Source organism: Ruminococcus hominis (assembly GCF_014287355.1).
GTDB lineage: Bacteria > Bacillota > Clostridia > Lachnospirales > Lachnospiraceae > Schaedlerella > Schaedlerella hominis.
On the sequence record NZ_JACOPE010000001.1, the window covers coordinates 2,946,017 to 2,969,429 of the forward strand.

Below are 23,413 nucleotides of genomic sequence, written 5' to 3' on the forward strand. Positions count from 1 at the left end.
GCAATCACTTTCATCATAAATCGCATATTTTTATGTGTTTTATTGCATATACAACTTTCAAAAAAACTGCCTGCGGCAATTTCGCAGACAGCTTCTATGTCATCATCTCTTCAATTATCACATCCAGCATCCGAAGCACGCTTTCCTGCTTCTTCGGTGTGAGCCTTTCCAGCTTTCCTTCCACTACAGAAGTATGTTCCATTCTGGTAAGAGGAATCACTTCCTTCAGCACTTCATTCGGTTCCGCACCTAATACATTCAACAGCTTTACAAATGTTTCCATCGTAGGTGTTTTCACTTCCCGCTCAATCGCACCCAGATGGTTGGTACTGATATCCACCAGTTCAGCCAGTCTCTCCTGCGTAATTCCTGCCTCTTCCCTGTACCTGCGGATTGCCTTTCCCATTCCTTTCACACGCACACCTCCTCCTTCCAGTATTCACTAACGCTTAAAGCATTAGTCATGTAAATCCAGTATAATTGGTTGCAAATCACGCTTACAGTATCCATAAGGATTGCATTTGTAACGCTTTTAGCGTTGGTCACATTTTTGGCACTCCATCGTCTGTAACTGGCACATTCCTGCGATTGTAGCGGTAATTTACCCATGTTAAAATTGATATTGTCAAAATTATATGCAGAAGGAAACGCAGCACTGCCTTATGGGAAGCCTCTCCTGCGGCAAATAAGCTGCGTTTTTTCTGTAAGATAGGAGGATCTTTACAATTTCATACTTTGATTTAGGACGCAGCCTGCATTGACCGGGCTGCGTCTTTTCTTGAGGCAGGAAAACCATAAGCAAAGGCAGGGGAGATACTTCTCCTGCCGCTCTTATAAAAAGGAGGTACCTTTACGTGAAACACAAACTGAAAAACGCTCCGCCGGACACAAAACGGCATGTCAATTATGGCAAATGCCTGTATGCTGCATTTCTGGCTGTCACAGTCCTCTGCGGATACACGCAGCCGGTTTTTGCCGCTACCATCTGGACCAAAGCCAATGAGATCATGAAGGATGTCTATAACCAGATTATCCTCATTTCCACCATTGCTGCAGTCGTAACGGCATCGGTTGCCCTTCTGATGATGAATTTTTCCAAAAGCGGAAAAACCGTGGACGAATCACGTGCATGGCTCAAGCGTATCGTCATTACCTGGGCGATCTTAAACGGGCTTGGCTTTATCATGGCTTACATCACCCCGTTCTTTGCAGGCGGAAAATGGAACGGATAGACGAAAGGAGATGCCACTATGGGAATACTTGACGGAATCGTGGAATGGATTGCCGAACAGGTCATGAACATTCTGGATCTGATCACCACTTCAGTCCTCGGTGCTCTGGGCTGTTCCATGGATACGTTTCTTCGCTACTTTCCTGCAGCTGAGGCCATGTATCAGGTCTTTCTGGCACTGGGCATCGGGCTGATCCTCTTAAACTGGGTATGGCAGCTCTTTAAAAATTACTTTATGGGAGCCGGTATCGAAGCGGAAGATCCCATTAAGCTGTCCATCCGTTCCTTCCTCTTTATCTTTCTCACCTTCTATGCGAAAGATATTGTGGATCTGCTCCTGAAGATTTCAGGAACACCGTACAACTGGATTCTGACGGAAGACCTGCCGCCTTTAAAATTTGCGGATTTTAACTCCGTAGTCACAGTCATCCTGGGAGTCTGTGCAAATGGGGCGGTAGCCATCATTGCACTGATTCTGGTACTGATTCTGGCGTGGAACTACATCAAACTGCTCTTTGAAGCGGCAGAACGCTATATTCTTCTGGGGGTACTGGTCTACACAGCCCCGGCAGCTTTTTCCATGGGTGCCAGCCAGTCAACCGGAAATATCTTCAAAAGCTGGTGCCGGATGCTTGGCGGCCAGTTCTTTTTGCTTCTGATGAATGCGTGGTGCCTGCGGCTGTTTACTTCTATGGTCGGCACCTTCCTTGCCAATCCGTTATCCCTATAAGAAAGGAGGACCAAAATGAAACTTAGAAAGAAACTCATACCATTCCTGGTACTAACTGCCTGTCTGGTACTGTTTTGCTCCATGCCGGTCTTTGCAGCGGAGCTTACGGAAGCAGACGTGGAAGCGGCAGTTGCCAGTCAGGGAAAGGAAGCGGTAACCGGAAATGTCTTCGTCTGGTTCCTGTGTGCCATTGCCTTTTTAAAGGTATCCCAGAAAATTGATTCTTTTCTGGCATCGCTTGGCATCAATGTCGGCAATACCGGAGGAAACATGATGGCTGAACTTCTGATTGCAGGACGGAGCCTGACCGGTTCCATGCGTTCCCATGGTGGTGGCGGCTACCACAAAGCCTCTTCTCCCGGAAGTGCGGCTGTCGCAGGAAGCTTCCTATCCGGCGGGCTTGCCGGGGCAGTGGGAAGACAGGTACAAAGAGAAGCGGTCAATTCCGCAACCGGTTATACCGAACACAGCAGTATCGGAAACATGCTCTACCAGTCATCCCTGAACAAAGGCGGAGACTTTGCCAATCAGGTCATCAGCAACATTGCACAGGGAAATTATGGACAGGTCGGTTCCATTACCGGCGCAGACGCTGCCAAAGCATTTACATCCTATATGGGAATCAAACCTGATTCTGGTCCTGCCCCTTCCTACGACAATATAGAAATCGGTGGTGGGCGCATTACAGGAACAGAAACCGGATCTTCCGGAAGCCAGGATTTTGCCATGTACAATGCCGATCAATATACAGCACCTACACATGGAAGCTTTTCTACGGTGCAGTCCGTGGACGGTTCTACTTGGTACAAACAATATGCACAGGATACGGTGGAAAAAACACCATATACTGCAAGCAATGGAAAAGTCGCCTACAACGAATCCATTGTACAAAAAGTCCCACCGGCTCCTCAAAGAAAGGAGCGTATGTAACATGCCGGAACATACATCTGGTCTTGAGGAAGCAATCAATGTAGGCGCAACCGCAGCTTCCCAAATATCCCGGCTCAAATCCGTGGCAAATATTGCAAAAGCAGCTGCGGCAGGAGGTCCCATCGGAGCCGCTATCGGTGCTGCGCTTCAGAACCGCCACACACTCATGAAAGCAGGTGCTGCTGCATTCAGTGTTCTGATGCTCCCAATTCTGTTTCTTGTTATGCTTCCGGGACTCGTCTTTGGAGACCTCTCCGACAATACCGGAGCACTGACCAGCAATACCGTAATCAACGAAAATATCCGGGCATCCAATCAGGCAATCGTGGAGGTGCTTCAGGAAAGCCATGATGCACTGCTTGCTAAGATCAATGCGGAAATTGCCAGACTCCCGGAAGGAGATACTGCCTCTATCAGCGATCCTTACGCTTCCAGTATCATCGTAAATGCGAACCAGCTCATCGCACAGTTTTGTGCCAGCCAGGATGACTATAAAAATATAAATATCAGCAAACTCAAAAGCCTGATCCGGGAAAACGAGGACGGGCTTTTTTCTTATGACGTTACTTCAGAAACGGTCACGGTGGAAGTTCCGGCGGAAGAGGAAAATGCACCACCCAGAAAGGTTACTTTTACCCGCCATACCTACACGGTCAGCTATGCTGGAGATGCCTACTTTGCAGATCACGTCTTTCATCTGACCGATAAGCAGAAAAAAACGGCAGACAGTTATGTGGAAAACCTGACCATGTTCTTTGGCGGCTCCGCTTCCGGTCTTGCCATGGCGGTAGGTGTCAGCGATGAGGTGCTGGCTTACCGGGCTACCATCCAGCAGGTCGCACAGAAATACGGCATGGAAGCTTATGTGGAACTCCTCATGGCAGTCATGATGCAGGAAAGCGGCGGGCGTGGAAGCGATCCCATGCAGGCTGCAGAAGGCGGATTTAATACGAAATATCCACATGTCCCAAACGGAATTACCGATCCTGCGTACTCGATTGAATGTGGGATTCAGGAATTAAAATATGTGCTGGATAAAGCAGGCTGTACCGGTCCCACCGATCTGGACCGCATCAAGCTGGCTCTTCAGGGCTATAATTTCGGTTCTGGCTACATTGACTGGGCGATGGAACGGGATGGCGGCTATACCAAAGAAAATGCCAGTGCCTATTCCGATATGATGTGTGCGCGCCCCAATTGGCATTACAGCATTTATGGGGACAAGGAATATGTAGATCATGTACTGCGGTATTACCAGATTACCAATACCGGCGGCACCTACCCTGCAAACGGTATGCAGATTCCACACTATCTCCAGACCGACTACGGAAATATTCCTTATGGCGGCGACTCGATTGCCTCTTCCGGATGCGGACCTACCAGCTTTGCCATGATTGCCAGTTACTTGACGGGGAACACCATTACTCCCCCGGATGCAGTCGCATGGTGTGGAAATTCCTACTATATGCCGGGAGTTGGAACCTACTGGAGTTATTTTCAGGCGGCAGCCAGTCATTTTGGCTGTGGCAGTGTCACACAGACCAGTGATGCCAATGCAGTTCTTCAGGCATTATCTGAAGGGCATCCAGTCATCTCATCCCAGCGGGCAGGACTTTTTACCAGCGGCGGACATTTTATCGTACTTCGGGGCATTACTGCAAACGGCAAGGTACTGGTCAATGATCCCAATGACAGTGACGCAAAGAACTATATTAACCGTGAATTTGATATGATGTCGGAAATCCACGTAACAGCAAATGCCTACTGGATCTTCGATAAAAAATAAAGGAGACATTATGAACAGAAAAAAAGTGATTCTATCTATCTTTCTGATGCTGTTTCTGCTGCTTGCCGGACTGGTTCTCCCCAGTTTCTGGAAAAGCCAGAAAAAAGAAGCTTCCGGAAACAAAGGCAGGGAACCGGCAAAGGAAACAGCAGAAACAAATTCCGATACCCCAATGCCGGAATATGTGGATTTTGATGCTTTAAAAGCATTTTTCTCCGACAGCCAGATTGCTTCTCTCAAAGAGCAGTTTCCTGTCTACCTAAAAGAATATGTCAAAAAAGAACAGACAAGCATCACCTTCCTGCCGGGAAAAACCAGCTACCCTACCGAAACAACCGTCTGCCTGATGTTTTCACTTTCCGATCAGGATACGCTTCCGGTTACCTACCACACCCCGACGGGTGTGTTTTTATTTGGAGAAGACGGGGTACAGGTCTCTGCAGATACGACTGTTTACGAAAAGCAGACCGATGATTTCCTGCCGTCCCTGACTTCGCAGGACATCGAACACCTGCAGGAAGGCGGGTATCCGGATACTTCTGACAGCCCGGAAGCTCCGGACACAGAATCCGGCAGTGCCTCCACACCTTCGGAAGATGCGAAAGATACGAAAAAGGAGGTGCAGCCATGACACAGCCAGAAGAAACACCGGTTTCCTTTATCCCACCCAACTTCATTGAGAAAGGCAAGATCCTAAACGGAACTTTTGACATCCGCAATGCCATAGAAAGCATTGTTCTTTCCCTGGCAATCGGTATCCCTGTTTTCCACCTGCCGCTGTCCCTGACTGCCCGCATCATCATTCTCTGCATGACCGCACTTCCGGCGGCAATGGTAGCCCTGATTGGAATCGGCGGAGAGAGCATCACTGCTTTTCTGATGAATGCCCTGCGTTTTGTAGTGAACCGCAGGGTAATCTGGAGGTCCGACAGTCTTCCGGAAGGAAAGCCACGCAGGAAACCACGTTCCAAAGAGCCAAAGACAAAGAAACACCGGAAAGCAGAAAAAATGGCAGAGCCTTCCAAAGTAATGGCATCGGCTCCCCCGCAGTCTGAACCGGACGCACCAGCCCCGCCAAAAAGTAAAAAAAAGAACACCGGCAGTTTGATACCTCCACCAAGCGGGGCATCAAAAAACAGGCAAAGGAAGATATCCGTTATCTGAAGTGGGAGCAGAAAGAAGCCAGCCGACAGAAAAAAGAGGCGGCGAAACAGATAAAAATCCAGGAAAAAACGGAAGCCCAGAGACGAAAGGAGGAAGAAAAACGGGCAGTTTCCGAAAAGCGGGCGGCAAAAAAAGAGCAGAAAAAGAAGGTGGTTTCCAAGAAGGACGCCTCATCTGCCACGGCAAACCCCGTTTCCCGGAAAAAGCGAAAGAAAGACCAGACCTTGGAGGATTATCTTCCGGTGGAAAAAATCGCAAACGGGATCGTCTATACCACAGACGGACGGTACGTGAAAATCCTGGAGATTGAACCAATCAACTTCCTGCTTCGAAGTGCCAGAGAACAGCAGGGCATCATTTACAGCTTTATCAGCTACTTAAAGATCAGCCCGGTCAAACTCCAGATCAAGATGATCTCCAAAAAAGCAGACATCAATAAGCATCTGGAGCAGTCCCGGCTGGAGCTGGAGCGGGAAACCGATCCCCACTGTCAGGAACTGCAGCGAGATTACATCCGTTTCGTGCGGAATTTAAGTTCCAGAGAAGCCGTTTCCAGACGGTTCTTCCTGATTTTTGAGTATGAACCCTTCAACGCCAACCGGAAGGAGGAGGAACGGGAAATCCTTGCCGCCCTTGAGACGGCATCCCAGACTGCCAAAACCTTTCTGTACCAGTGCGGGAATGAAGTGGTCACCCATGACAATGAGGATGAATTTACCACAGATGTCCTGTACACACTGTTAAACCGTACCCTTTGTACGGAGGTTCCGCTTCCGGACCGGATCAGCACTGTACTGTCCGCCTATACAAAGGAAAACCGCATGGAGGAACCGGATCACATCCGGATCAACGAGTTTCTCGCACCGGAAAGTGTGGATTTCAAGCACTCCCATTATGTGCAGATCAATGGGCTTTACCATTCCTACCTGCTTGTGCCGTCTGACGGCTACAAAAACCGGGTAACTCCCGGATGGCTGTCACTCCTTGTCAATGCCGGGGAAGGGATTGATATTGATTTCTTTCTCCAGAAACAGCCAAAGGACAAGATTCAGCAGCGTCTCGGTCAGCAGATCCGTATCAACCGTTCCAAATTAAAGGATGCGTCCGATACCAACACTGATTATGACGATCTGGACTCTGCCATCCGCTCCGGATATTTTCTGAAGCAGGGACTTGCCAACAACGAAGATTTCTATTACATGAATCTTCTCATCACCATTACCGCTTCCACGCTGGAAGAACTGCAGTGGCGGATTCAGGAAATGAAAAAGCTCCTGATCTCGCAGGATATGAACTTACACTCCTGCTACTTTTTACAGGAGCAGGGATTTTTATCCTCTCTGCCGCTGGCGAATCTGGATAAGAAACTATTTAAGCTGTCCAAACGGAATGTACTGACCTCCGGAGCGGCAAGCTGTTATCCTTTCGTCAGCTACAGCATCTGCGATGACAACGGTATCCTCTTCGGAGTAAACAAACACAACAATTCCCTCGTCATTGCTGATATTTTTGATTCCAAACAATACAAGAACAGTAATATCTGTATCTTAGGCTGTTCTGGTGCCGGAAAAACCTTCACCATGCAGACTATGGCACTTCGCATGCGCCGAAAAGGAATTCAGGTATTTATCATCGCTCCCCTGAAGGGACATGAATTCTATCGTGCAGCAAGAAATGTTGGCGGAGAATTTATCCAGATTTCCCCTGCCAGCAAAAACTGTATCAACATCATGGAAATCCGAAAGGTGGATAATTCTGTAAATGAACTTTTAGACGGACCGACCCTCGATGCCTCCGCACTGGCTGGCAAGATTCAGCGGCTTCATATCTTTTTCAGCCTGCTGATCCCGGATATGTCCCATGAGGAGAAACAGCTTCTGGATGAGGCACTGATTAAAACTTATGCCCAAAAAGGGATTACACACAAAAATGAATCCCTGTTTGATCTGCAGCATCCAAATCAGTATAAGAAAATGCCGATTTTAGAGGATGTCTATAATGTCCTGCTGGAAGGCGAAGATACGAAGCGTCTGGCGCACATCTTAAACCGGCTGGTTCATGGTTCTGCTTCTTCCTTTAACCAGCAGACCAATGTAGACCTGACCAATAAATATACGGTACTGGATATCTCCGAACTGACCGGTTCCAGCGATCTTTTAACGGTCGGCATGTTCGTTGCCCTGGATTATGTCTGGGATAAAGCGAAGGAAAACCGTACCGAAGAGAAAGCCATCTTTGTCGATGAGGTCTGGCAGCTCATCGGTGCATCCAGCAACCGGCTTGCAGCGGAATTCGTACTGGAGATTGCCAAGATCATCCGGGCTTACTCCGGAGCCGGCATCTTTGCCACACAGGATCTGAACGACTTCTTTGCTCTGGATGACGGGAAGTACGGCAAGGGTATCATCAATAACTGCAAGACCAAGATCATCCTGAACATGGAGGATGAAGAGGCACAGCGGGTGAAGACTATCCTGCATCTATCGGAAACAGAAGTGATGAACATTACCCATTTCCAGCGGGGCAACGGTCTGATCTCAACCAACAACAATAACATCACTGTGGAATTTAAGGCTTCCAATCTGGAAAAGGAGCTGATTACCACAGATCGGCAGGAGCTTCTGGAAATCCTTGCGAAACAGAAGAAACAGGCCGTGTAACTTTGGGCAGCACTGACGCTGCCCTTTTCATTTGAACTTCAAGAAGGAGGAGACTTATGTTACAGACATACAAATCCTATACCAGACGAACGCTGGCTATGCTGCTGGCAGTCCTTGTCGCAGTCGGCGCATTGTTTTCCGGCAGTTTTCCGGTTCATGCAGCCGACGGCACCATCAGCTATAAGGCAGGTGCCAATATCCCTTACGGCAGCTATTTTACCTCCCGCATGAGCTTTGACGGGAGCAATACTGCCTACTGCGTGGAACCACTGAAGAAAACACCTTCCTCCGGTTCCTATTCCTATGACCTTTTAAGCCAGAACTCCCCGCTCAGAAAAGCGCTCTACTACTTAAACGGCGGCTACGGCTACGATAAAGTCGTCAAGGATAAATATTTCAGCGGCTGGAGTGATGATAACAGCTATGTCATCGGACATCTGGTTGTCGCTTACATCTATGCCGGTAATTCCGCTGACACCGGAGCTTTCCATGGCGCCCCACAGTCCTATATTGATAAAGCACTGGAAGTAGCCAGTGCCATTCAGGGACTTCCGAACCCGCCGGAAGGCTTCCGGGCATTCATCGTTCCGGGACAGGGCAGCCAGACCATTGCCGGAAGCTGGTATCAGGTTCCAAACGGCTGGATCGAACTGAAAAAATCTTCTGCCAACGGAAGCGTATCGGACGGGAATCCGAATTACAGCTTAAAGGGTGCTGTGTATGGGATCTATCAGGGTGAGAAGCTCATCCAGAAACTGACCACCGATGAAAACGGGTATGCTAGATCCGGCGAACTGGAGGAAGGCGACTACACTGTAAAAGAACTCTCTGCTTCCAAAGGCTATATTGTGGATACTTCCTCTCATAAAGTTACGGTAAAAGCAGAACAGACTTCTGCTGCAAAGGTAACTGAGATCCCGCAGAATAATCCCATGGATCTGGTGCTTGAAAAGCTGGATGCCGAAACAAAGAAAGCCTCCCCACAGGGAGCAGCTTCCCTTGCAGACGCAGAATTTACAGTCAAGTTCTATACCGAGCAGTCTGACAGTGATCCTGCGGAAGCTGGAAAGAAACCGGCACGTACCTGGGTATTAAAAACAGATGTTTCCGGAAAGATGCATTTTACCAAAGATTCCTTTGTAAGCGGCGATGCCTTTTACTATACCAGTGATGGCAAGACCGTCTGTCTTCCGCTCGGTACCATAACTGTACAGGAAAGCAAAGCCCCTGCCGGATACCAGCTCAATCCAACTGTCTTCGTACAGAAAATTACAGGTGACAGTAAGCAGGAAACGGTTTCGGTATACCAGTCTTCTACCGTAGAAGAATCTGTCATCCGTGGCGGAGTGAAGATCCAGAAACGTGACAGCGAGACCGGAGAAGCAAAACCGCAGGGTTCTGCCACATTGGAAGGTACTGTCTTTGCGATCACTACGTTAAATGAAAATCCGGTATTAGTAGACGGAACATCCTACACGAAAGATCAGGTTGTCCTTACACTTACTGCCGATAAATCCGGTTCTGCTGCAACTGCAAAAGATGCTCTCCCATTCGGACATTACCGTGTGGATGAAACAACTGCACCTTCTGGTTATCTGAACAGCGGAAAGATCTCTGTAGAATTTGACATCACAGAACAGGGAAAAATCGTGGAACTGACTGCAAAAGACAATTCCATCTCCAATCAGGTCATCCGCGGGGATCTGGAATTTGTCAAGATTGCTGACGGCAGCCAGAACCGTCTGGCAAATGTGCCATTTAAGATCACTTCCAAAACAACAGGCGAAAGCCATGTGATTGTGACAGATGCCAACGGTTATGCCAGCACTTCCTCCAAATGGAACAAACATACCGCAAATACCAACCGGGGTGAGTCTTCGGAAGACGGCATCTGGTTCGGCACCTCCAAACCGGATGATTCCAAAGGTGCTCTCATTTACGATACTTACACTCTGGCGGAACAGCGTTGTGATTCCAACAAAGGCATGGATCTTTTAACCTTTGAAGTCAAGGTTTATAAGGATTCTGTTATGATACAGGTTGGAACTCTGACCGATGATGCCATTGAGATCGGCACGACTGCTCTGGATGCCGAGACCGGTACACACATGAGCCAGCCGGCAAAAGAAGTGACCATTGAAGATGTTGTGGAATACGAAGGACTGAAAAAGGGCCAGAAATACAAACTGACCGGAACCTTAATGGATAAAGAAACCGGGGAACCAATCCTTGTGGATGAAAAACCGGTGATTTCTGAAACTGAATTTACTGCAAAGAAATCCTCCGGCTCCGTCAAAGTAATCTTTACCTTTGATGCAACTTCCTTAAAGGGCAAAACAACCGTTGTCTTCGAGGAATTATATCAGGATGAGATGCAGCTTGCAGTCCATACCGACATCAACGATGAAGACCAGACCATCTATTTCCCGGAAATCAAGACTACTGCGAAAGATGCGGACACGAACTCCAATATTTCCTGTGCAAAGAAAGAAATCACGCTGGTGGATACGGTTTCCTTTAAGGGGCTGGTTCCTAACCAGAAATATGAAGTGACCGGAACTCTGATGGATAAAGAAACAAAGAAACCAGTCGAAGCAGACGGAAAACCGGTGACAGCAAAAGCATCCTTCAAGCCAAAAGAATCCGCTGGTACGGTAGAGGTTACCTTTACCTTTGATGCTAGCTCCTTAAAAGGGAAAACGGTAGTTGTCTTTGAATCCCTGGCTTACAAAGACAAGGAAGTTGCCGTACACGCAGACATTGCGGATGAAGGACAGACTATTTACTTCCCGGAAATCAAAACCACTGCAACAGATGCTGCTTCCGGCACACACTATACAAAACCGGAAAAGGAACTGACGCTTACGGATCTGGTGGAATACGAAAACCTGATCCCAGGCAAAGAGTACAAACTGACAGGCACACTCATGGATGCGGAAACCGAAAAACCGTTCGAGGTGGGCGTAAAGGCTGTGACAGCGGAAACAAGCTTCACGCCGGAAGAACTAGGTGGAAGTGTCGAGCTTTCCTTTACCTTTGATGCCTCTGCTCTCTCCGGCAAAACACTCGTTGCCTTTGAAACACTTAGCTATGAAGAACACGAAGTAGCGGTACATGCGGACATCAAGGATGCCAACCAGACCATCTACTTCCCGGAAATCAAAACCACAGCCAAAGACGGCAGTGACGGGGATCAGGATGTCTCTGCTTCCAAGGAAGCGACTATCGTAGATACGGTCACTTATCATGGTCTGATGCCTGGATCTGAGTACAAAGTCATCGGAACCCTGATGAATAAGGAAACCGGAGAGGCTTTGTTAAAAGACGGAAAACCAGTTACCGCTCAGGCAGAATTTAAAGCAGAAAAAGCCAACGGCTCTGTGGAAGTTACCTTTACCTTCGACGCTTCTGCTCTTGCAGGACAGGATGTGGTTGTCTTTGAAAAGCTCTACTATACAGACGGAAAAACCGAGCATGAGATTGCTTCCCATGAGGATCTGAAGGATGAAGGTCAGACCGTACACATGACAGAGCTTCCGAAAGAACCGGAGACGCCTCCGGTAGCTCCGCCTGTAAAGACCGGCGATGAGACGCCGCTTCTCCTGTATGCCGGAATCGCCATAGCTGCACTTGCAGGTGCAAGTGTCCTGGGCATCGTTTACTTCAAACGCAAAAAGAAACATCAGTAACTCATAACGAAGACTCCTGCAGGTAGCTCCCACATGGAACTGCCTGCTTCTTTTGTAGGTGATGAATATGAAACACCCCCACTGCAAGACAGATGCCAAGCACATCCGTCATTTCCTGAACCTCTGTGAAGGGAACTGGCACTCCTGTATCTACGTCTGGTGCCGCACTTGTAACGCACAAGAAAGCTGTGAGAACTCCGGCTTTTTATTCCATCCGGATGAAACGGGAAGCCCCTGCATCCTCCCTCTTTCAGATGCAGCGCTTTTGTTTCCCCGGATACCGGAGCCAACCGAATGTACCGGAAGCATGAGCATTGCTGCTTTTACAGAGCTTTATCTGCCCTATCTGGTCGCTCAAAAGCTGCCATTAAAGCCATGCCCCGTTCCGGCACTGCTCCGGCTTCAGGAGAACCAGCAATATGACTGGTAACAAAAAGTTGCACTTTCAGGCTCTTATACGTACAGGATATGTAAAGAAAGGAGGCACTGCCTATGTTAAACGTAATTTCAATCATCCAATGTATCGATCAGGTCTTTACGAACCTGATATTTATTCCCATGATTTTTGTCCTGTATGTTAAATTCCGTCCGAAAAAGCCATGGACCAGAAGGAGCAGAAACACTTATCTGCTCTGTCTGGTACTGATCGGCTTATTCCTGCTGCGGATTTTCTGTGAGAAGTTCATCTTTACACCGGTTAATTACCCACGTTTCACAGACAGCGGCTTATTCCCGCTCATCCGGGCAATTTTCTATCCCGGCATCTGAAAAATGGGGATTCGTTCCATTTAGTTCGAATCTGGGACCAGTATCCGCTTGCGTCCTATGGGAATTCATCACCTGCTTACTTACAATATAAGTATACAGTACGTACCTCTTATCTACGTACACATTAAGTATTCTTTATGTACATGCGAGGTGAAAATAGATGAAAAAGATGAAAAATATCCGCTGCCCTTACTGCGGCGGAACAGCCATATTAAGAGATGCATCCTTTGTCTACGGAGAGCAGTCTCACGGAGGACAGGTTTACGTCTGCTCCCACTATCCATCCTGCAATTCCTATGTAGGGGTACATCCGGGAACCAAGATACCAAAAGGAACGCTCGCCAACCGGGAGCTTCGTCAAAAGCGGATTCAGGCACATCGAATTTTCGATCAGATCTGGCAACAGGGCATCCTCTCCAAACCGGAAGCATATCGCTGGGTGGCAGATAAGTTCTGTCTGACAGATAAGCAGGCTCACATCGGACAGTTCAGCAACTATATGTGCGACCAGCTCATTCGGGAATCCGCAGATGTTTTAAAGAACAACCATATTCCCTTCTGCCTCCGGGCAGCCAGCTGAAAGGCGGTGATTGATGATGACCTTACCGCTAAATAAAAAGCAAAAACAACTGGTGGAAAAATCCATGGATCTGGTTCCAATCATGATTCATTCCATGACTCGCACCGCTACCTATGTAACTGAGGAAGAACAACAGGAATTATGTCAGATTGGATATCTTGCTTTGTGCCGGGCGGCTGTCGGATTTGAGGAAGGAAGATCATTCCAGCCTTATGCCAAAACTATCATCCGTCATGCCATCTTTGATTACTGGCGGAAAATTGCCCGTGACCGCTCCATGCTCTGTTCTCTGGACGAAGCATCATCTGAAGATGAACATCTCCATTATCGTGATTTGTTTTCCTACGAGGATACACAAACAACTCACCCGGAAAAGGACACAAATCAGACATTGCTTCTTGAGCATTTAACCCAGCTTGGCACCGGACAGTCCCCAACTATTCAGAAGGGAATTGTAGCCCTCTATCTGCAACATCAGGGATATACCAGCTTTGAACTGGCAAAACACTACCAAGTACCAGCCAATCGTGTACGGGCATGGCAGAGCAAAGCACGGAAACTATTACAGCAGGATGATGCACTCTATGCACTTCTGACTTAACTTTGAAGGAGGGAACTTTTATGCTGACACTTTATACTGCTGTCGGAACCTTAAAATTTCAAAAAACGACAGGCGGAAAAACCATTCCTCTTGTAATCAACAATAGACAAGAATATGGTCTATCGGATGACGAACTACTACTTTGGAGCTGTCTTGCTTTTCAGATTCTGACGCTCCATGAACTCCAGGATGCCTATACCCTGCGCCAGATTCAGAAAGAAGGTCCGAAGAACTTATCCTTCCAACACTATCTGAACCGACTTTCCTTACATGGTCTGGTTGTAAGCGGAATTGGATTGACAGGGGTGGATGCCCTATATCGCCTTCTCGGCAGTCTGACCATTATTCCCTTGGAGGATACCTTTCCCATCCGGCTCTTTGGCTGCATTCAGCTTTATCTGGAAGGAAGTATTGGTGCAAAAGAGTTTGGCAGATATTTAAAGAAGAAACCCTCTTCACCGATGGAAGATACCATTCTGAAGCTGGCTGAAAAGGTTTCCCTCACGACCGCTGAGCTTATCACAAGCATGGATCAGAAAAAAGTAATCCACAACGAATCGGATATTATGGATGAGTTATACACAGAACCGGAGACAACTTACCAAACACTTGTGGATGATGTCCAGATTCACCATACCCAGTATCCGGTGCTGCAGGCTATTGCTAATTTGTACCTGAATAAACAAATCACATTTCATACATGTTAAAGGAAGGAACCTTATGCCAAAACCATTTTTCACAAAGCTGGTTGCCATCAGTGCAATCGGCTTTTTCTGTGTACTTTTTGGGTGCATCTTCGGAATCGCCACCCATGACCGGCTCTTTATCCTAATGAGCCTCCTCATCGGAATCTGCAGCATCCTGCGTGCACTCAGTTTCTACCACCTGATCCATACACATGCTTATCTGTCACTGGACGTAAGCTGCACGAAACGGGAACAGACACTCTTCGGGAAAAACCAGCAATATTGGTTTGCCAGTGATAACGGAAAGGAATACGCCTTCTCACTGGAAAAGAATATCAAACTCCTAGAGGGACATCGGTATCGGCTGTACTTCCGGAAACCACAGCAGGGGACAGGGCAATCGATGCCATGTGCCGGAGATTTTCTCGGATATGAAGAACTCACCGATCAACTGCCGGAACTTCCGGATACATCCGTTTAGATAGAAAATGAGCCGCCTGTACTGCATCACCCCTACAGTTCTGGCGGCTCATTTTATTATAAATAACCTCTCTTATTTCTATCAAACAATAGTGTTTGTATCCGCTTCAATGCCATGAGCATTTACTTGTGTGTGATAAAGAAGCAATAGAAGTGTAAAAAATTTTGCCGTTCCTATCCGGCACTTAGCTCTTGTGTCGGATAGGTCGGGCGGTTATTCGGGCAAGTCCACCTTGCCAACAAAAGAATAATAAATCTCAATGTCCTGTCTGCGGGTCTTGTTCTCGTCATAGCTGCACTCATGCACAACGATTTTTTCTACAAACTCCCGCAGCAGAGTAGGGGTAAGTTCTTCAAAGCTGGTATGCCGCCGGACAACATTCATAAACTTTTCTGCGTTCACGGTGGCTTCCTGTGCTTTGAAAAGCTCCGCTTGGATAGCGGCGGCTTTTTCTTTCAGTTCCCGTTGCTCTGCTTCATAGTCTGCCAACAGCTCTGTGAAACGCTCGTCTGATATGCGCCCGGTCACGCTGTCCTCATACAGCCGCTTGAAGATAGCGGATAACTCGGCTATGCGTTTCTCGGCGGCTTCCAGTTCCTTTTTCTTGGCGGCGTTCCTGCGTTTGCCCCCGTCCTCGTTCTGCTCAATCAAGAGCTTCATAAACCGGGCTTCATGCTTTGCCGCATAGCTTGTCACTTTCCGCAGATTGGAGAGTACACCAGCGGTCAAGAGGTCGGTGCGGATAAAGTGCGTCGTACAGTCATGGGTGCGTTTCTTGTAGTTGCCGCAGATATAACAGTCCTGCTTGCGCTTGTCCGTCTGGTATCGCTGCTGGTACATGACGCTGCCGCAGTCCGCACAGAACAGTATGCCGGAGAACAAGCCCACTTCATCATAGCGGTTGGGGCGTTTGCGCTGCTTGCGAAGTTCCTGCACCCGTTCCCATGTCTGGGTGTCTATGATAGGCTCGTGGTGGTTCTCGAAAATCACTTGCTTCTCCGGGGGATTTTCTACGCTGTGCTTGACTTTGTAAGAGGGCTTTTCTGTCTTGAAATTTACCAGACAGCCTGTGTATTCCCGGTTTTCAAGGATATGCACAACGGTATTGGTCGCCCACTTGCATTCATAGCCGGGGTGGTAGCGGCGGGTGCTGCCCGTCCTGCGGTATTCCAGCGTCCCCGGCGTGGGGATCTGCTGCTCTGTGAGCATACGGGCTATCTTGGTCGGACCATTCCCGGCAAGGCAGAGGTTGTATATCTGCTTGACTACGGGTGCAGCTTCCTCGTCAATAATGAAATTTTCGTCCTCGTCCATGAGGTAACCATACACAGGCTTGCTTGTGATGGGCTTGCCACTCATGCCTTTTGAGCGTTTTACTGCTTTGATTTTCTTGCTCGTATCTCTCACCAGCCATTCGTTAAAGATATTCCGCAGCGGGGCAAAATCATTGTCGCCCTGTGCGCTGTCCACTCCGTCATTGATAGCGATGAAGCGGACACCTTTCTGTGGGAAAATCATTTCCGTATACATTCCCACTTGCAGGTAGTTTCGCCCTAACCTCGACATATCCTTTACGATAACTGTCCCGACTTTTCCGGCTTCAATGTCCGCAAGCATGGCTTGGAAACCGGGTCTTTGAAAGTTCGCACCAGAATAACCGTCGTCCGTGTACCAGCGCAGATTGGAAAAGCCGTTCTGCTTTGCATAGGTTTCAAGGATACGCTTCTGATTGGAAATGGAATTGCTCTCGCCTTGCAGCTCGTCCTCATGGGAAAGTCTTGGGTAAAGGGCGGTAATTGGTTGTTGGTTGGTCTGTCTTAACATAAAATCCTCCGTTTCCGACAGCCAGCCCCACTATTCCGTACCTTGATTGTACCACATGGGGTGGCTGTCTGTATAGCGGCAAAAGCGTCAAATCTGCTTCTTTATGGTCGGTCAAATCGCCGTTTTTTGTGTAGCAGATGATTGGGATTGCATAGTAGAAAAACTCTTGTTCTTATGGTAAAATGGAGCTAATCAATACAAGGGGGTGTGACAATGAAAGGGTTTGTCCGTAACAATCAGTACCTTTCTCTTTGTGGTCTAAATTGTAAATTATGTCCTATGAATTTGACAGGGCATTGTTCCGGTTGCGGCGTTGATAATCAAAGTTGTAAAATCGCAAAGTGTAGTATTGAACATGGGAAAATCGAATATTGCTTTCAGTGTACCAGCTTCCCTTGTGACAAATACGCTCATATAGATGATTTTGATTCTTTTATAACTCATCATAATCAAATGAATGACATGGAAAAAGCCAGCCAGATAGGGATTCCCGCCTATAATGCTGAACAGGAAGAAAAGCGCAAATTATTGGATTTCCTCTTGTCACACTATAATGACGGGCGCAGAAAAAATCTATTCTGTGTTGCAGTCAATCTCTTAACGATTAAAGAAATTGAAAATATCTTGCAAACAGTTAAATCCGATAAGGATTTTCAAAGTATGGGGAAGAAAGAACAGGCTTCTGTTATCGCAAAACTGTTGCAGGATATAGCTGTTCCAAAAGGCATTGAGTTGAAACTTCGGAAAAAATAAAGTTGTTATTGATATTCCAGCGGTCATGCTCCCCGGCGTGACCGCTTTTCCATGTCATCACTTATGCGCTGAACGGTGGCGTATGTCCGGCAGCAGTTTCCGCTTCCAGCACTTTCATCATCTTGTCGGCTGCGGTGTCGGTTGCGCCCTGCTTGAAGAAGCCGGAAACGGTAAGGACGGAGTTGCCCATGCGGATTTCCGTCACACAGTCCGGGCGGCGGTCTGTTTTGGTGGTGCTTGTCTGTTTCGTTTCTGTCATAGGCTCTCCTTTCGCTGCTTCATCAGTTGCTTTAAGCGTTCCAGCTTTTCCTGTGCGGTTTCCTTTCGGAAGTTGCTGCCCGTGAAGCGGACGGGGGCGCACATGGAAGTCAGCCTGTCATAGATACGGGCGTGGGGCGTGTCCTGCGGGTGCTGCAATTCCTCCAGCGTGAGGTTGGTCGTGGCGATCAGCGGCTTGCCGCTTCGGTAACGGCTGTCAATCACGCTGTAAACCTGTTCCAGCCCGTATTCTGTCCCTCGCTCCATACCGAAATCATCAAGTATCAGCAGGGGGTAGCTGCAAATGCGGGAAATATATTCGTTCCTGCTCTCAAAGCTGGCGGCAAGGTCACCCAGTATCGTTGCAAAGTTTGTCATGCGAACGGCAACCTCTTTTTCCATAAGGGCGTTGGCGATACAGGCGGCAAGGTAGCTTTTTCCCGTCCCCACGCCTCCCCAAAACAGGTAGCCGATATTTTCAGCCTGCATGGTTTCCCAGCTATCCACATAAAAGCGGGCGGTTTCGGTCTGCGGGTTTCTGCCGTTGTCATGCTCAAATGTCCAGTTCCGCATAGCAGGGTCGGTAAAGCCCCGGCGTTTCAAGTCCTCCACTTTTTCAAGGTGCTTCTGTCTGCTTTCAGCGGCTTCCCGTTTTTCACGGGCTGCCCGCTGGCAGTCGCACTCTGCCGGGTGTCGGTCATGCCCTAACCATTGGGCGGTTTCTTTTGAAAAGTAGGCTTCTTTTGGCGTATGGCACTTGCCGCAGTATAAAAGCCCGTCCTCGCCTGTGTAGTCCTCCGCTTCGGCGGTAGTGGTTGTAATGTCCGTAATCATAGCTTCAATCTCGTTTTTCATAAGCTCTCGCCCTCCTTGCATGAATAATCGGGTATGCCCTGTTTCGGGGCAGCCTTGCCTTTTGCAGCGTCCTCCTGCGCCCACTTGTAAATGGTGGCTGCATGGCTGTGGTACTGCTTCCCGGTGGAAGCGATATGGCAGGAAAGCCGGTCAATATAATACTCCCACTTGTCGGGCAGCTCTGTTTTCAGCCCGGAAAGCTCTGTATCGGTCAGTATCACATTGTTGTATCTGCCATAAGCGGCGGGGACGGGGTGTCCCGTTTCTCCCTCTCTCTCTTTTTCTATCTCTATCTCTTTCTCTAACTCTATCTCTGGTGGACGAATGTCGGACAAATGTCCGCCTTTTGTCCGGGGCGGTAAAAGTGCCTTGTTTTCCAGCCTTGCAGCCCGTTTCCTCTCGGCTTCGGTAGAGGACTGTCCTATCATCAGCTCAATGTCGGTCATATAAAAAGCCCCACTGTCAAGCTGCTCCACAAGCCCCAACTGCCGGAAAATCTCTAAAGCCCTCTCAACCGTCCCTATCTGGTGGCGGGTCAGTGTCGCTATCATCTGCGCTGTGTAGGGGATATGCTCGTCAAGCTGCAACTTCCCGCCGTTTTTCAGCGATTTTAAGTACAGCTTCAAGAGGATATTGGAATATAAAATCCCGTCTTTCATATCTTCCAACAGCACAATGGAGTCGCTGTCAAAAAAGTTCTCTTTCAGCTTGAGGTAGTAATATTTGCGGTTATCTGCCATTGTCCCTGTTCTCCTTTTTCCGGCGTTTGGAGTAGTAGCGGGGGCAGAGTATGATAACCGCCCGGAAGCTCTGCTTGCAGCTATGTGTACAGCCCCGGCAGAGGTCGTTGTATGTGATACGGTCGCAGGTGGTATTCCCGACTTTCACTTGCCGCAGGAAAAAAGACCATTCCAGCCGCCGTTTCTTGCTCATTCTTGGCATGGGTGCGCTCCTTTCTGCCGTTTCCGCTGGTGTGACGGTATCGGCGGTAATTCTGTATCATCTCGGTATCATTTTCGGGGTTTTTCTGCCCCGTAAGCCCGTTAAAAAATCCTTTGGTATTGCGGGTAGGGTACGGGGCAGCCCCCTTGTTCTGTATGGGTTCGGGTACATTTGGGGGCGGTTTTTATCGCTCCTGTTCCTGCCTTTTCACAGGCTTGCGTTCCCGGCGTAAAATCTGGTCGATATTGCCCTTGACAGTCTGTAAGCGGCGGTATTCCTCCCGTTTTGCCCGGTAATCGTTGTAGCCGCTGTTTTTCTCTTTGATAAGGCTTTCAATCTCTGCTTGCAGGGCTTTATAGCTCGGCAGCTTGGAAATGCCGTTCTCCCTGAAATAACGGGCGGCTGCGTCTGCTATGATAAAGTCGCTTTCGTGCTTCTGTCGGTAGGCTGCTTTTGCTTTGGCGTTTTTCTGCTGTTTCAGCCCGTCCCGGACAGGGCGGGTCTTGGAATAGGCAAGCACCTGCCGTTGCAGCTCCTTTTTCCCGTTCAGCGTCTTTTCCACCTGCTTCAGTTCTGTAAGGCTTTCCTGCATGGCGGCATAGGCGGCAGAACAGGCTTCGTCCAGTTCCTCCGGGGAAGAAAAGCCGTACTGCTGGTAGGCGGTAACAGTAGCCGCCATCTGCTTTAGATTGTGCTTTGCCGCCCAGCGGTCATAGCCCACGCCCTTGCCCTCGGCTCGCTTGGCTTCCCGGTCAACCATGCGCTGCAAGGTGTTGTCTGCCGGGGTGGTTTTTGCGGCTTTTTCCTCCTGCAAGCGTCCCTTTTGGGTGTGGGGGTATTCGGGTATGGCTTTGGTCTGTTCGGCGGCTCTGTGGGCGTTCTGTGTGAGCAGGGCAAGGACAGCAGCCTTGTCAAAATCGTCCCCCAGCTTCCGGGCTGTGATAGGCTTTGTCCTGTCCGGCGTGAGGTAGGAAAGTCGCCCCCGGCTCTCCTTGACGGTTACGCCCTCCCGCAGCAAAAGGGAAGAAAACTCGTCAAAGCTGCCAGCTTGGGAAAGTGCCTGCCGTATCGTCCGGCGCAGCTTCGCCTTGTCCGTTTCAAACTTGGTGGGCTTGGTCGGCTGTCCTGCGGCTTCTCTGACAGCGTTCTCTTTATCAAGGGCAAGCTGCCCTTTCTTTGCCGCCCAGTATTCCCGTTCGGTTATCCGTTCCTTGTTGCCGTTTAGGAGGTCGATTTGGTAAAGCCCCTCCCGGTGGCACATCTCCATGACTTCACTCTTGAAATATTCCATAGCGGCATTGGTGCAGCGGTGCTTGCAGCCCTCCCGTGTATCGGCTGGTCTGTCCATGTAGGGCAGAAGCGGGACTTCGTAAATCCGCAGGGAGTTGATGACGATATGCACATGGATATTGCCGCTGTGGTTATGTCCGTCCGGGTGGGTGCAGATTAGGGCTTGGTGTCCGGGGAAATGCTCTTTGCAGAACTGCTCGCCCAACTCCTGCGCCCGGTCTACGGTCAAGCCGTTGTCTGTCCCGTCCCGTGGGTCAAAGCTGATGATATAGTGGTGGCTTTTCACATCTTCCCGTTTTTGGTTTTTCTCATAGCGGAGATTGGCTCGCATACAGGCAACGGCGAAATCCTCGCCCCCGCAGTTAAGGGAAGAAATGCGGTAATCCTCCCTCGGTATCAGCCGCCCGTTTTCATCAAGGGTGGGCTTCATGGTAAACTCGTCATGCTCAAATGTGAGGTAGGCTTCCGCTGCGCCATAGTCGGCATTTTTAGAGCTGATATGTTTGAATGTTGCCAACAGCGTCACCCACTTTCTGCAAGACTTCAAACTTTAGGGCAGCAAGGTCGGAAACCGCCGCCCGTATTTCCCCGGCAAACTGCGGATAGGGACTGTGCCACTCGTTCAGCGTCCGGGCTATCTGGTTTAAGTTGCCGCCGATCCTGCCGTATTCGGCGGTCAGCTTCCCGACAGCGGCAAGCAGCTCGTCATTGACGGGGGAAACAGTTATGATGGGGCGTATGGCTGCCCCGGTTATGGCTTGCCGGATAAACTCGGCTTGGCTCATGTGGTAAGCAGAAAGCCTTTCCGCAAACTCGGCGTATTCTTCCTCGGTCATGCGTGTTTTGACTACCCGGCTGCGGTGCGGTGTGTTATATCGTTTTCGCATGGTAAAAACCTCATTTCTGTGCGTGGTGTCCTCTCACTAATAGGAGAAAAACAGGGTGTGAAGCGGAACTGTTTTTGAAAAATCCAAAAAAATATTTTGAGGGATTTTTAAGCGGCGCAATCCGCATAAGCAGGGTTTGGGGAAGGCACTCCCCAACAAGATTCCCGCAGGGGCAAAATGAGCGAAAAGCGAATTTTGGTACTGCGGTAGAATCTTGCTCTAAAAAACTGCCGGACTGCCGTTCACTTCCTACTGCCACTTTTTCAGAAAATCTATAACCAGCTTTTTCATAAAAGGCTGCGGGCTGGCGTTCTTCCCCTTACTCCCTACAACACCGCAAAAAGCAAAAATGACGGACTTTCCGGCAAGAACTTTTCCGGCGGCTCGGTCTTTCCCGACAATAAGGCGTTTCGGAAGCTGCGTTTTGCCCGCTGTCTAAAAAAATGGCAGCCTTTTTAGCTTCAATGTCTAATACGGAACTTTTGGAAATTTGCCAAAAATGGGCGCAAAAAAAGCAGCAAATCTTTTTCGGATTTACTGCTTCATGTGCTGCTGCGGGGCGGCGGGATATTCAGTTTTTATGTTATCGGTCAAGCCGGAACTTGAACAGGCTTTCAATCAGCTTTGTTCTGATGTAGTCCTCCATATCAGAATTATAATAGCCGTTCATTTTGGAGAAATAGCGGATATACCCGGCATATCGGTCAAGGACAGCTTGTATCGCTATGGGGTCGCCCTCATGTGCTTTTATTATCGTGTCATAGGGGAGAAGTAGGCTACTCATGGGACAGCACCTCCATTTCTTCTTTCAGCCGCTTCAAGGCAAGCTGGATATGCCGCCCGATTGTGCTGCGTGTCCAGCCGCTTTGTTCTCCGATTTCTTTCTGCTTCAAATGCTGGAAGTAATACAAAAAGATTTCCTCCTGCGACTGTTCCGGCAGTTCGGCAAGAGCCGCCGCAAGGGAACAGCTATCTAAAAATATCGTCTTCCCCCGGACGGAGAATGGATAAGTTTCGCCATAGTCTGGCACTTGAAAATACTCATCTATGGTGCTTAGTGGAACAAACTTTTCTTCGGTCAAGTATTCAAGGGAGATTTCCCGTTTCCACCGCGCTGCCAGCATACGGGCAGCGTCAAAGGACGCATGGCGAATAACAATCCGGCAATAGGTATCATGGGTATAGCGGATATGTTCTTGATAGGCTTCGTATTCAGTCATGGAAAATCCCCCTTTCTTCGATTATGGGAAAGGGCGGCAGCACTTTTTGCTGTCGCCCCTTGATTACCCACCAGCAAG

General features: G+C 48.8%; 24 protein-coding genes. 14 read left to right on the forward strand and 10 right to left on the reverse strand.

Annotation, left to right across the window (positions count from 1 at the left end):
* Positions 1 to 94: 94 nt before the first annotated feature.
* On the reverse strand, positions 95 to 406 hold the full coding sequence (locus tag H8S40_RS13305) for a helix-turn-helix domain-containing protein (protein ID WP_207723325.1): 312 nt from the start codon (positions 404 to 406) through the stop codon (positions 95 to 97).
* Between the two features lie 448 nt (positions 407 to 854).
* Here H8S40_RS13305 and H8S40_RS13310 point away from each other — a divergent pair, with 448 nt between their 5' ends.
* The 13 genes from H8S40_RS13310 to H8S40_RS13365 all read left to right on the forward strand — a co-directional run bounded on the left by H8S40_RS13310 (position 855) and on the right by H8S40_RS13365 (position 15,306).
* On the forward strand, positions 855 to 1,232 hold the full coding sequence (locus tag H8S40_RS13310) for a fimbrial protein (protein ID WP_182396778.1): 378 nt from the start codon (positions 855 to 857) through the stop codon (positions 1,230 to 1,232).
* An 18-nt stretch (positions 1,233 to 1,250) separates the two neighbouring features.
* Positions 1,251 to 1,961: a hypothetical protein gene (locus H8S40_RS13315; RefSeq protein WP_117980463.1), complete on the forward strand. Its 711-nt coding sequence runs from the start codon at positions 1,251 to 1,253 to the stop codon at positions 1,959 to 1,961.
* A gap of 15 nt (positions 1,962 to 1,976) precedes the next feature.
* Positions 1,977 to 2,891, forward strand: a complete 915-nt coding sequence (locus H8S40_RS13320; RefSeq protein ID WP_186865413.1) for a hypothetical protein — start codon at positions 1,977 to 1,979, stop codon at positions 2,889 to 2,891.
* 1 nt (position 2,892) lies between these two features.
* Positions 2,893 to 4,677 (forward strand): lysozyme family protein, encoded by a 1,785-nt coding sequence (locus H8S40_RS13325; protein WP_186865414.1) that lies wholly within the window; start codon positions 2,893 to 2,895, stop codon positions 4,675 to 4,677.
* Between the two features lie 10 nt (positions 4,678 to 4,687).
* On the forward strand, positions 4,688 to 5,308 hold the full coding sequence (locus tag H8S40_RS13330; RefSeq protein ID WP_186865415.1) for a DUF5038 domain-containing protein: 621 nt from the start codon (positions 4,688 to 4,690) through the stop codon (positions 5,306 to 5,308).
* Positions 5,305 to 5,841 (forward strand): hypothetical protein, encoded by a 537-nt coding sequence (locus tag H8S40_RS16240; protein WP_243238261.1) that lies wholly within the window; start codon positions 5,305 to 5,307, stop codon positions 5,839 to 5,841. The genes H8S40_RS13330 and H8S40_RS16240 overlap by 4 nt, the downstream gene beginning before the upstream one ends.
* A gap of 242 nt (positions 5,842 to 6,083) precedes the next feature.
* A complete protein-coding gene (locus tag H8S40_RS13335; protein WP_366482564.1) occupies positions 6,084 to 8,501 on the forward strand; it encodes a VirB4 family type IV secretion system protein in 2,418 nt (805 codons plus the stop codon).
* Between the two features lie 56 nt (positions 8,502 to 8,557).
* Positions 8,558 to 12,190: a VaFE repeat-containing surface-anchored protein gene (locus tag H8S40_RS13340; RefSeq protein WP_243238262.1), complete on the forward strand. Its 3,633-nt coding sequence runs from the start codon at positions 8,558 to 8,560 to the stop codon at positions 12,188 to 12,190.
* Between the two features lie 492 nt (positions 12,191 to 12,682).
* Complete coding sequence (locus tag H8S40_RS13345) at positions 12,683 to 12,958, forward strand: hypothetical protein (RefSeq protein ID WP_173867492.1); 276 nt, start codon at positions 12,683 to 12,685, stop codon at positions 12,956 to 12,958.
* 160 nt (positions 12,959 to 13,118) lie between these two features.
* Entirely contained in the window at positions 13,119 to 13,538 is a 420-nt protein-coding gene (locus H8S40_RS13350) for a DUF3268 family zinc-finger domain-containing protein (RefSeq protein WP_173867491.1), read from the forward strand.
* Positions 13,539 to 13,551: 13 nt separating this feature from the next.
* Positions 13,552 to 14,139: a sigma-70 family RNA polymerase sigma factor gene (locus H8S40_RS13355; protein WP_173867490.1), complete on the forward strand. Its 588-nt coding sequence runs from the start codon at positions 13,552 to 13,554 to the stop codon at positions 14,137 to 14,139.
* A gap of 20 nt (positions 14,140 to 14,159) precedes the next feature.
* Entirely contained in the window at positions 14,160 to 14,846 is a 687-nt protein-coding gene (locus H8S40_RS13360) for a cell division protein (protein WP_186865416.1), read from the forward strand.
* Positions 14,847 to 14,859: 13 nt separating this feature from the next.
* The gene (locus H8S40_RS13365; RefSeq protein WP_117827098.1) at positions 14,860 to 15,306 is read left to right on the forward strand and encodes a hypothetical protein; all 447 of its coding nucleotides are present in this window, start codon (positions 14,860 to 14,862) and stop codon (positions 15,304 to 15,306) included.
* A gap of 213 nt (positions 15,307 to 15,519) precedes the next feature.
* Here the strand turns inward: H8S40_RS13365 and H8S40_RS13370 are convergent, their stop codons facing one another.
* Positions 15,520 to 17,130, reverse strand: coding sequence for a recombinase family protein (locus H8S40_RS13370; protein WP_186865417.1), 1,611 nt, complete (start codon positions 17,128 to 17,130; stop codon positions 15,520 to 15,522).
* Positions 17,131 to 17,343: 213 nt separating this feature from the next.
* Between H8S40_RS13370 and H8S40_RS13375 the strand changes: the two genes are divergently transcribed.
* Positions 17,344 to 17,883, forward strand: a complete 540-nt coding sequence (locus tag H8S40_RS13375; RefSeq protein WP_186865418.1) for a DUF3795 domain-containing protein — start codon at positions 17,344 to 17,346, stop codon at positions 17,881 to 17,883.
* Between the two features lie 61 nt (positions 17,884 to 17,944).
* Here the strand turns inward: H8S40_RS13375 and H8S40_RS13380 are convergent, their stop codons facing one another.
* The 8 genes from H8S40_RS13380 to H8S40_RS13410 form a co-directional block, all read right to left on the reverse strand.
* Complete coding sequence (locus H8S40_RS13380) at positions 17,945 to 18,142, reverse strand: transposon-encoded TnpW family protein (protein ID WP_025486305.1); 198 nt, start codon at positions 18,140 to 18,142, stop codon at positions 17,945 to 17,947.
* Positions 18,139 to 18,996 (reverse strand): ATP-binding protein, encoded by an 858-nt coding sequence (locus H8S40_RS13385; protein WP_186865419.1) that lies wholly within the window; start codon positions 18,994 to 18,996, stop codon positions 18,139 to 18,141. The genes H8S40_RS13380 and H8S40_RS13385 overlap by 4 nt, the downstream gene beginning before the upstream one ends.
* Entirely contained in the window at positions 18,993 to 19,736 is a 744-nt protein-coding gene (locus H8S40_RS13390) for a phage replisome organizer N-terminal domain-containing protein (protein WP_118743013.1), read from the reverse strand. The genes H8S40_RS13385 and H8S40_RS13390 overlap by 4 nt, the downstream gene beginning before the upstream one ends.
* The gene (locus H8S40_RS15955) at positions 19,726 to 19,938 is read right to left on the reverse strand and encodes a hypothetical protein (RefSeq protein WP_207723269.1); all 213 of its coding nucleotides are present in this window, start codon (positions 19,936 to 19,938) and stop codon (positions 19,726 to 19,728) included. The genes H8S40_RS13390 and H8S40_RS15955 overlap by 11 nt, the downstream gene beginning before the upstream one ends.
* 184 nt (positions 19,939 to 20,122) lie before the next feature.
* Positions 20,123 to 21,745: a relaxase/mobilization nuclease domain-containing protein gene (locus H8S40_RS13395; RefSeq protein ID WP_186865420.1), complete on the reverse strand. Its 1,623-nt coding sequence runs from the start codon at positions 21,743 to 21,745 to the stop codon at positions 20,123 to 20,125.
* On the reverse strand, positions 21,717 to 22,115 hold the full coding sequence (locus H8S40_RS13400) for a plasmid mobilization protein (RefSeq protein ID WP_118736948.1): 399 nt from the start codon (positions 22,113 to 22,115) through the stop codon (positions 21,717 to 21,719). The genes H8S40_RS13395 and H8S40_RS13400 overlap by 29 nt, the downstream gene beginning before the upstream one ends.
* Positions 22,116 to 22,698: 583 nt before the next feature.
* Positions 22,699 to 22,899 (reverse strand): helix-turn-helix domain-containing protein, encoded by a 201-nt coding sequence (locus H8S40_RS13405; RefSeq protein WP_015536790.1) that lies wholly within the window; start codon positions 22,897 to 22,899, stop codon positions 22,699 to 22,701.
* Entirely contained in the window at positions 22,892 to 23,335 is a 444-nt protein-coding gene (locus H8S40_RS13410) for a sigma-70 family RNA polymerase sigma factor (RefSeq protein ID WP_055194514.1), read from the reverse strand. The genes H8S40_RS13405 and H8S40_RS13410 overlap by 8 nt, the downstream gene beginning before the upstream one ends.
* Positions 23,336 to 23,413: the final 78 nt, after the last annotated feature.

Coding starts and splice junctions, on each gene's coding strand:
- H8S40_RS13305 (WP_207723325.1), bottom strand. CDS start 406: ATGGGAAAGGCAATCCGCAGGTACAGGGAAGAGGCAGGAATTACGCAG.
- H8S40_RS13315 (WP_117980463.1), top strand. CDS start 1,251: ATGGGAATACTTGACGGAATCGTGGAATGGATTGCCGAACAGGTCATG.
- H8S40_RS13320 (WP_186865413.1), top strand. CDS start 1,977: ATGAAACTTAGAAAGAAACTCATACCATTCCTGGTACTAACTGCCTGT.
- H8S40_RS13325 (WP_186865414.1), top strand. CDS start 2,893: ATGCCGGAACATACATCTGGTCTTGAGGAAGCAATCAATGTAGGCGCA.
- H8S40_RS13330 (WP_186865415.1), top strand. CDS start 4,688: ATGAACAGAAAAAAAGTGATTCTATCTATCTTTCTGATGCTGTTTCTG.
- H8S40_RS16240 (WP_243238261.1), top strand. CDS start 5,305: ATGACACAGCCAGAAGAAACACCGGTTTCCTTTATCCCACCCAACTTC.
- H8S40_RS13340 (WP_243238262.1), top strand. CDS start 8,558: ATGTTACAGACATACAAATCCTATACCAGACGAACGCTGGCTATGCTG.
- H8S40_RS13345 (WP_173867492.1), top strand. CDS start 12,683: ATGTTAAACGTAATTTCAATCATCCAATGTATCGATCAGGTCTTTACG.
- H8S40_RS13350 (WP_173867491.1), top strand. CDS start 13,119: ATGAAAAAGATGAAAAATATCCGCTGCCCTTACTGCGGCGGAACAGCC.
- H8S40_RS13355 (WP_173867490.1), top strand. CDS start 13,552: ATGATGACCTTACCGCTAAATAAAAAGCAAAAACAACTGGTGGAAAAA.
- H8S40_RS13360 (WP_186865416.1), top strand. CDS start 14,160: ATGCTGACACTTTATACTGCTGTCGGAACCTTAAAATTTCAAAAAACG.
- H8S40_RS13365 (WP_117827098.1), top strand. CDS start 14,860: ATGCCAAAACCATTTTTCACAAAGCTGGTTGCCATCAGTGCAATCGGC.
- H8S40_RS13370 (WP_186865417.1), bottom strand. CDS start 17,130: ATGTTAAGACAGACCAACCAACAACCAATTACCGCCCTTTACCCAAGA.
- H8S40_RS13375 (WP_186865418.1), top strand. CDS start 17,344: ATGAAAGGGTTTGTCCGTAACAATCAGTACCTTTCTCTTTGTGGTCTA.
- H8S40_RS13380 (WP_025486305.1), bottom strand. CDS start 18,142: ATGACAGAAACGAAACAGACAAGCACCACCAAAACAGACCGCCGCCCG.
- H8S40_RS13385 (WP_186865419.1), bottom strand. CDS start 18,996: ATGAAAAACGAGATTGAAGCTATGATTACGGACATTACAACCACTACC.
- H8S40_RS13390 (WP_118743013.1), bottom strand. CDS start 19,736: ATGGCAGATAACCGCAAATATTACTACCTCAAGCTGAAAGAGAACTTT.
- H8S40_RS15955 (WP_207723269.1), bottom strand. CDS start 19,938: ATGCCAAGAATGAGCAAGAAACGGCGGCTGGAATGGTCTTTTTTCCTG.
- H8S40_RS13400 (WP_118736948.1), bottom strand. CDS start 22,115: ATGCGAAAACGATATAACACACCGCACCGCAGCCGGGTAGTCAAAACA.
- H8S40_RS13405 (WP_015536790.1), bottom strand. CDS start 22,899: ATGAGTAGCCTACTTCTCCCCTATGACACGATAATAAAAGCACATGAG.
- H8S40_RS13410 (WP_055194514.1), bottom strand. CDS start 23,335: ATGACTGAATACGAAGCCTATCAAGAACATATCCGCTATACCCATGAT.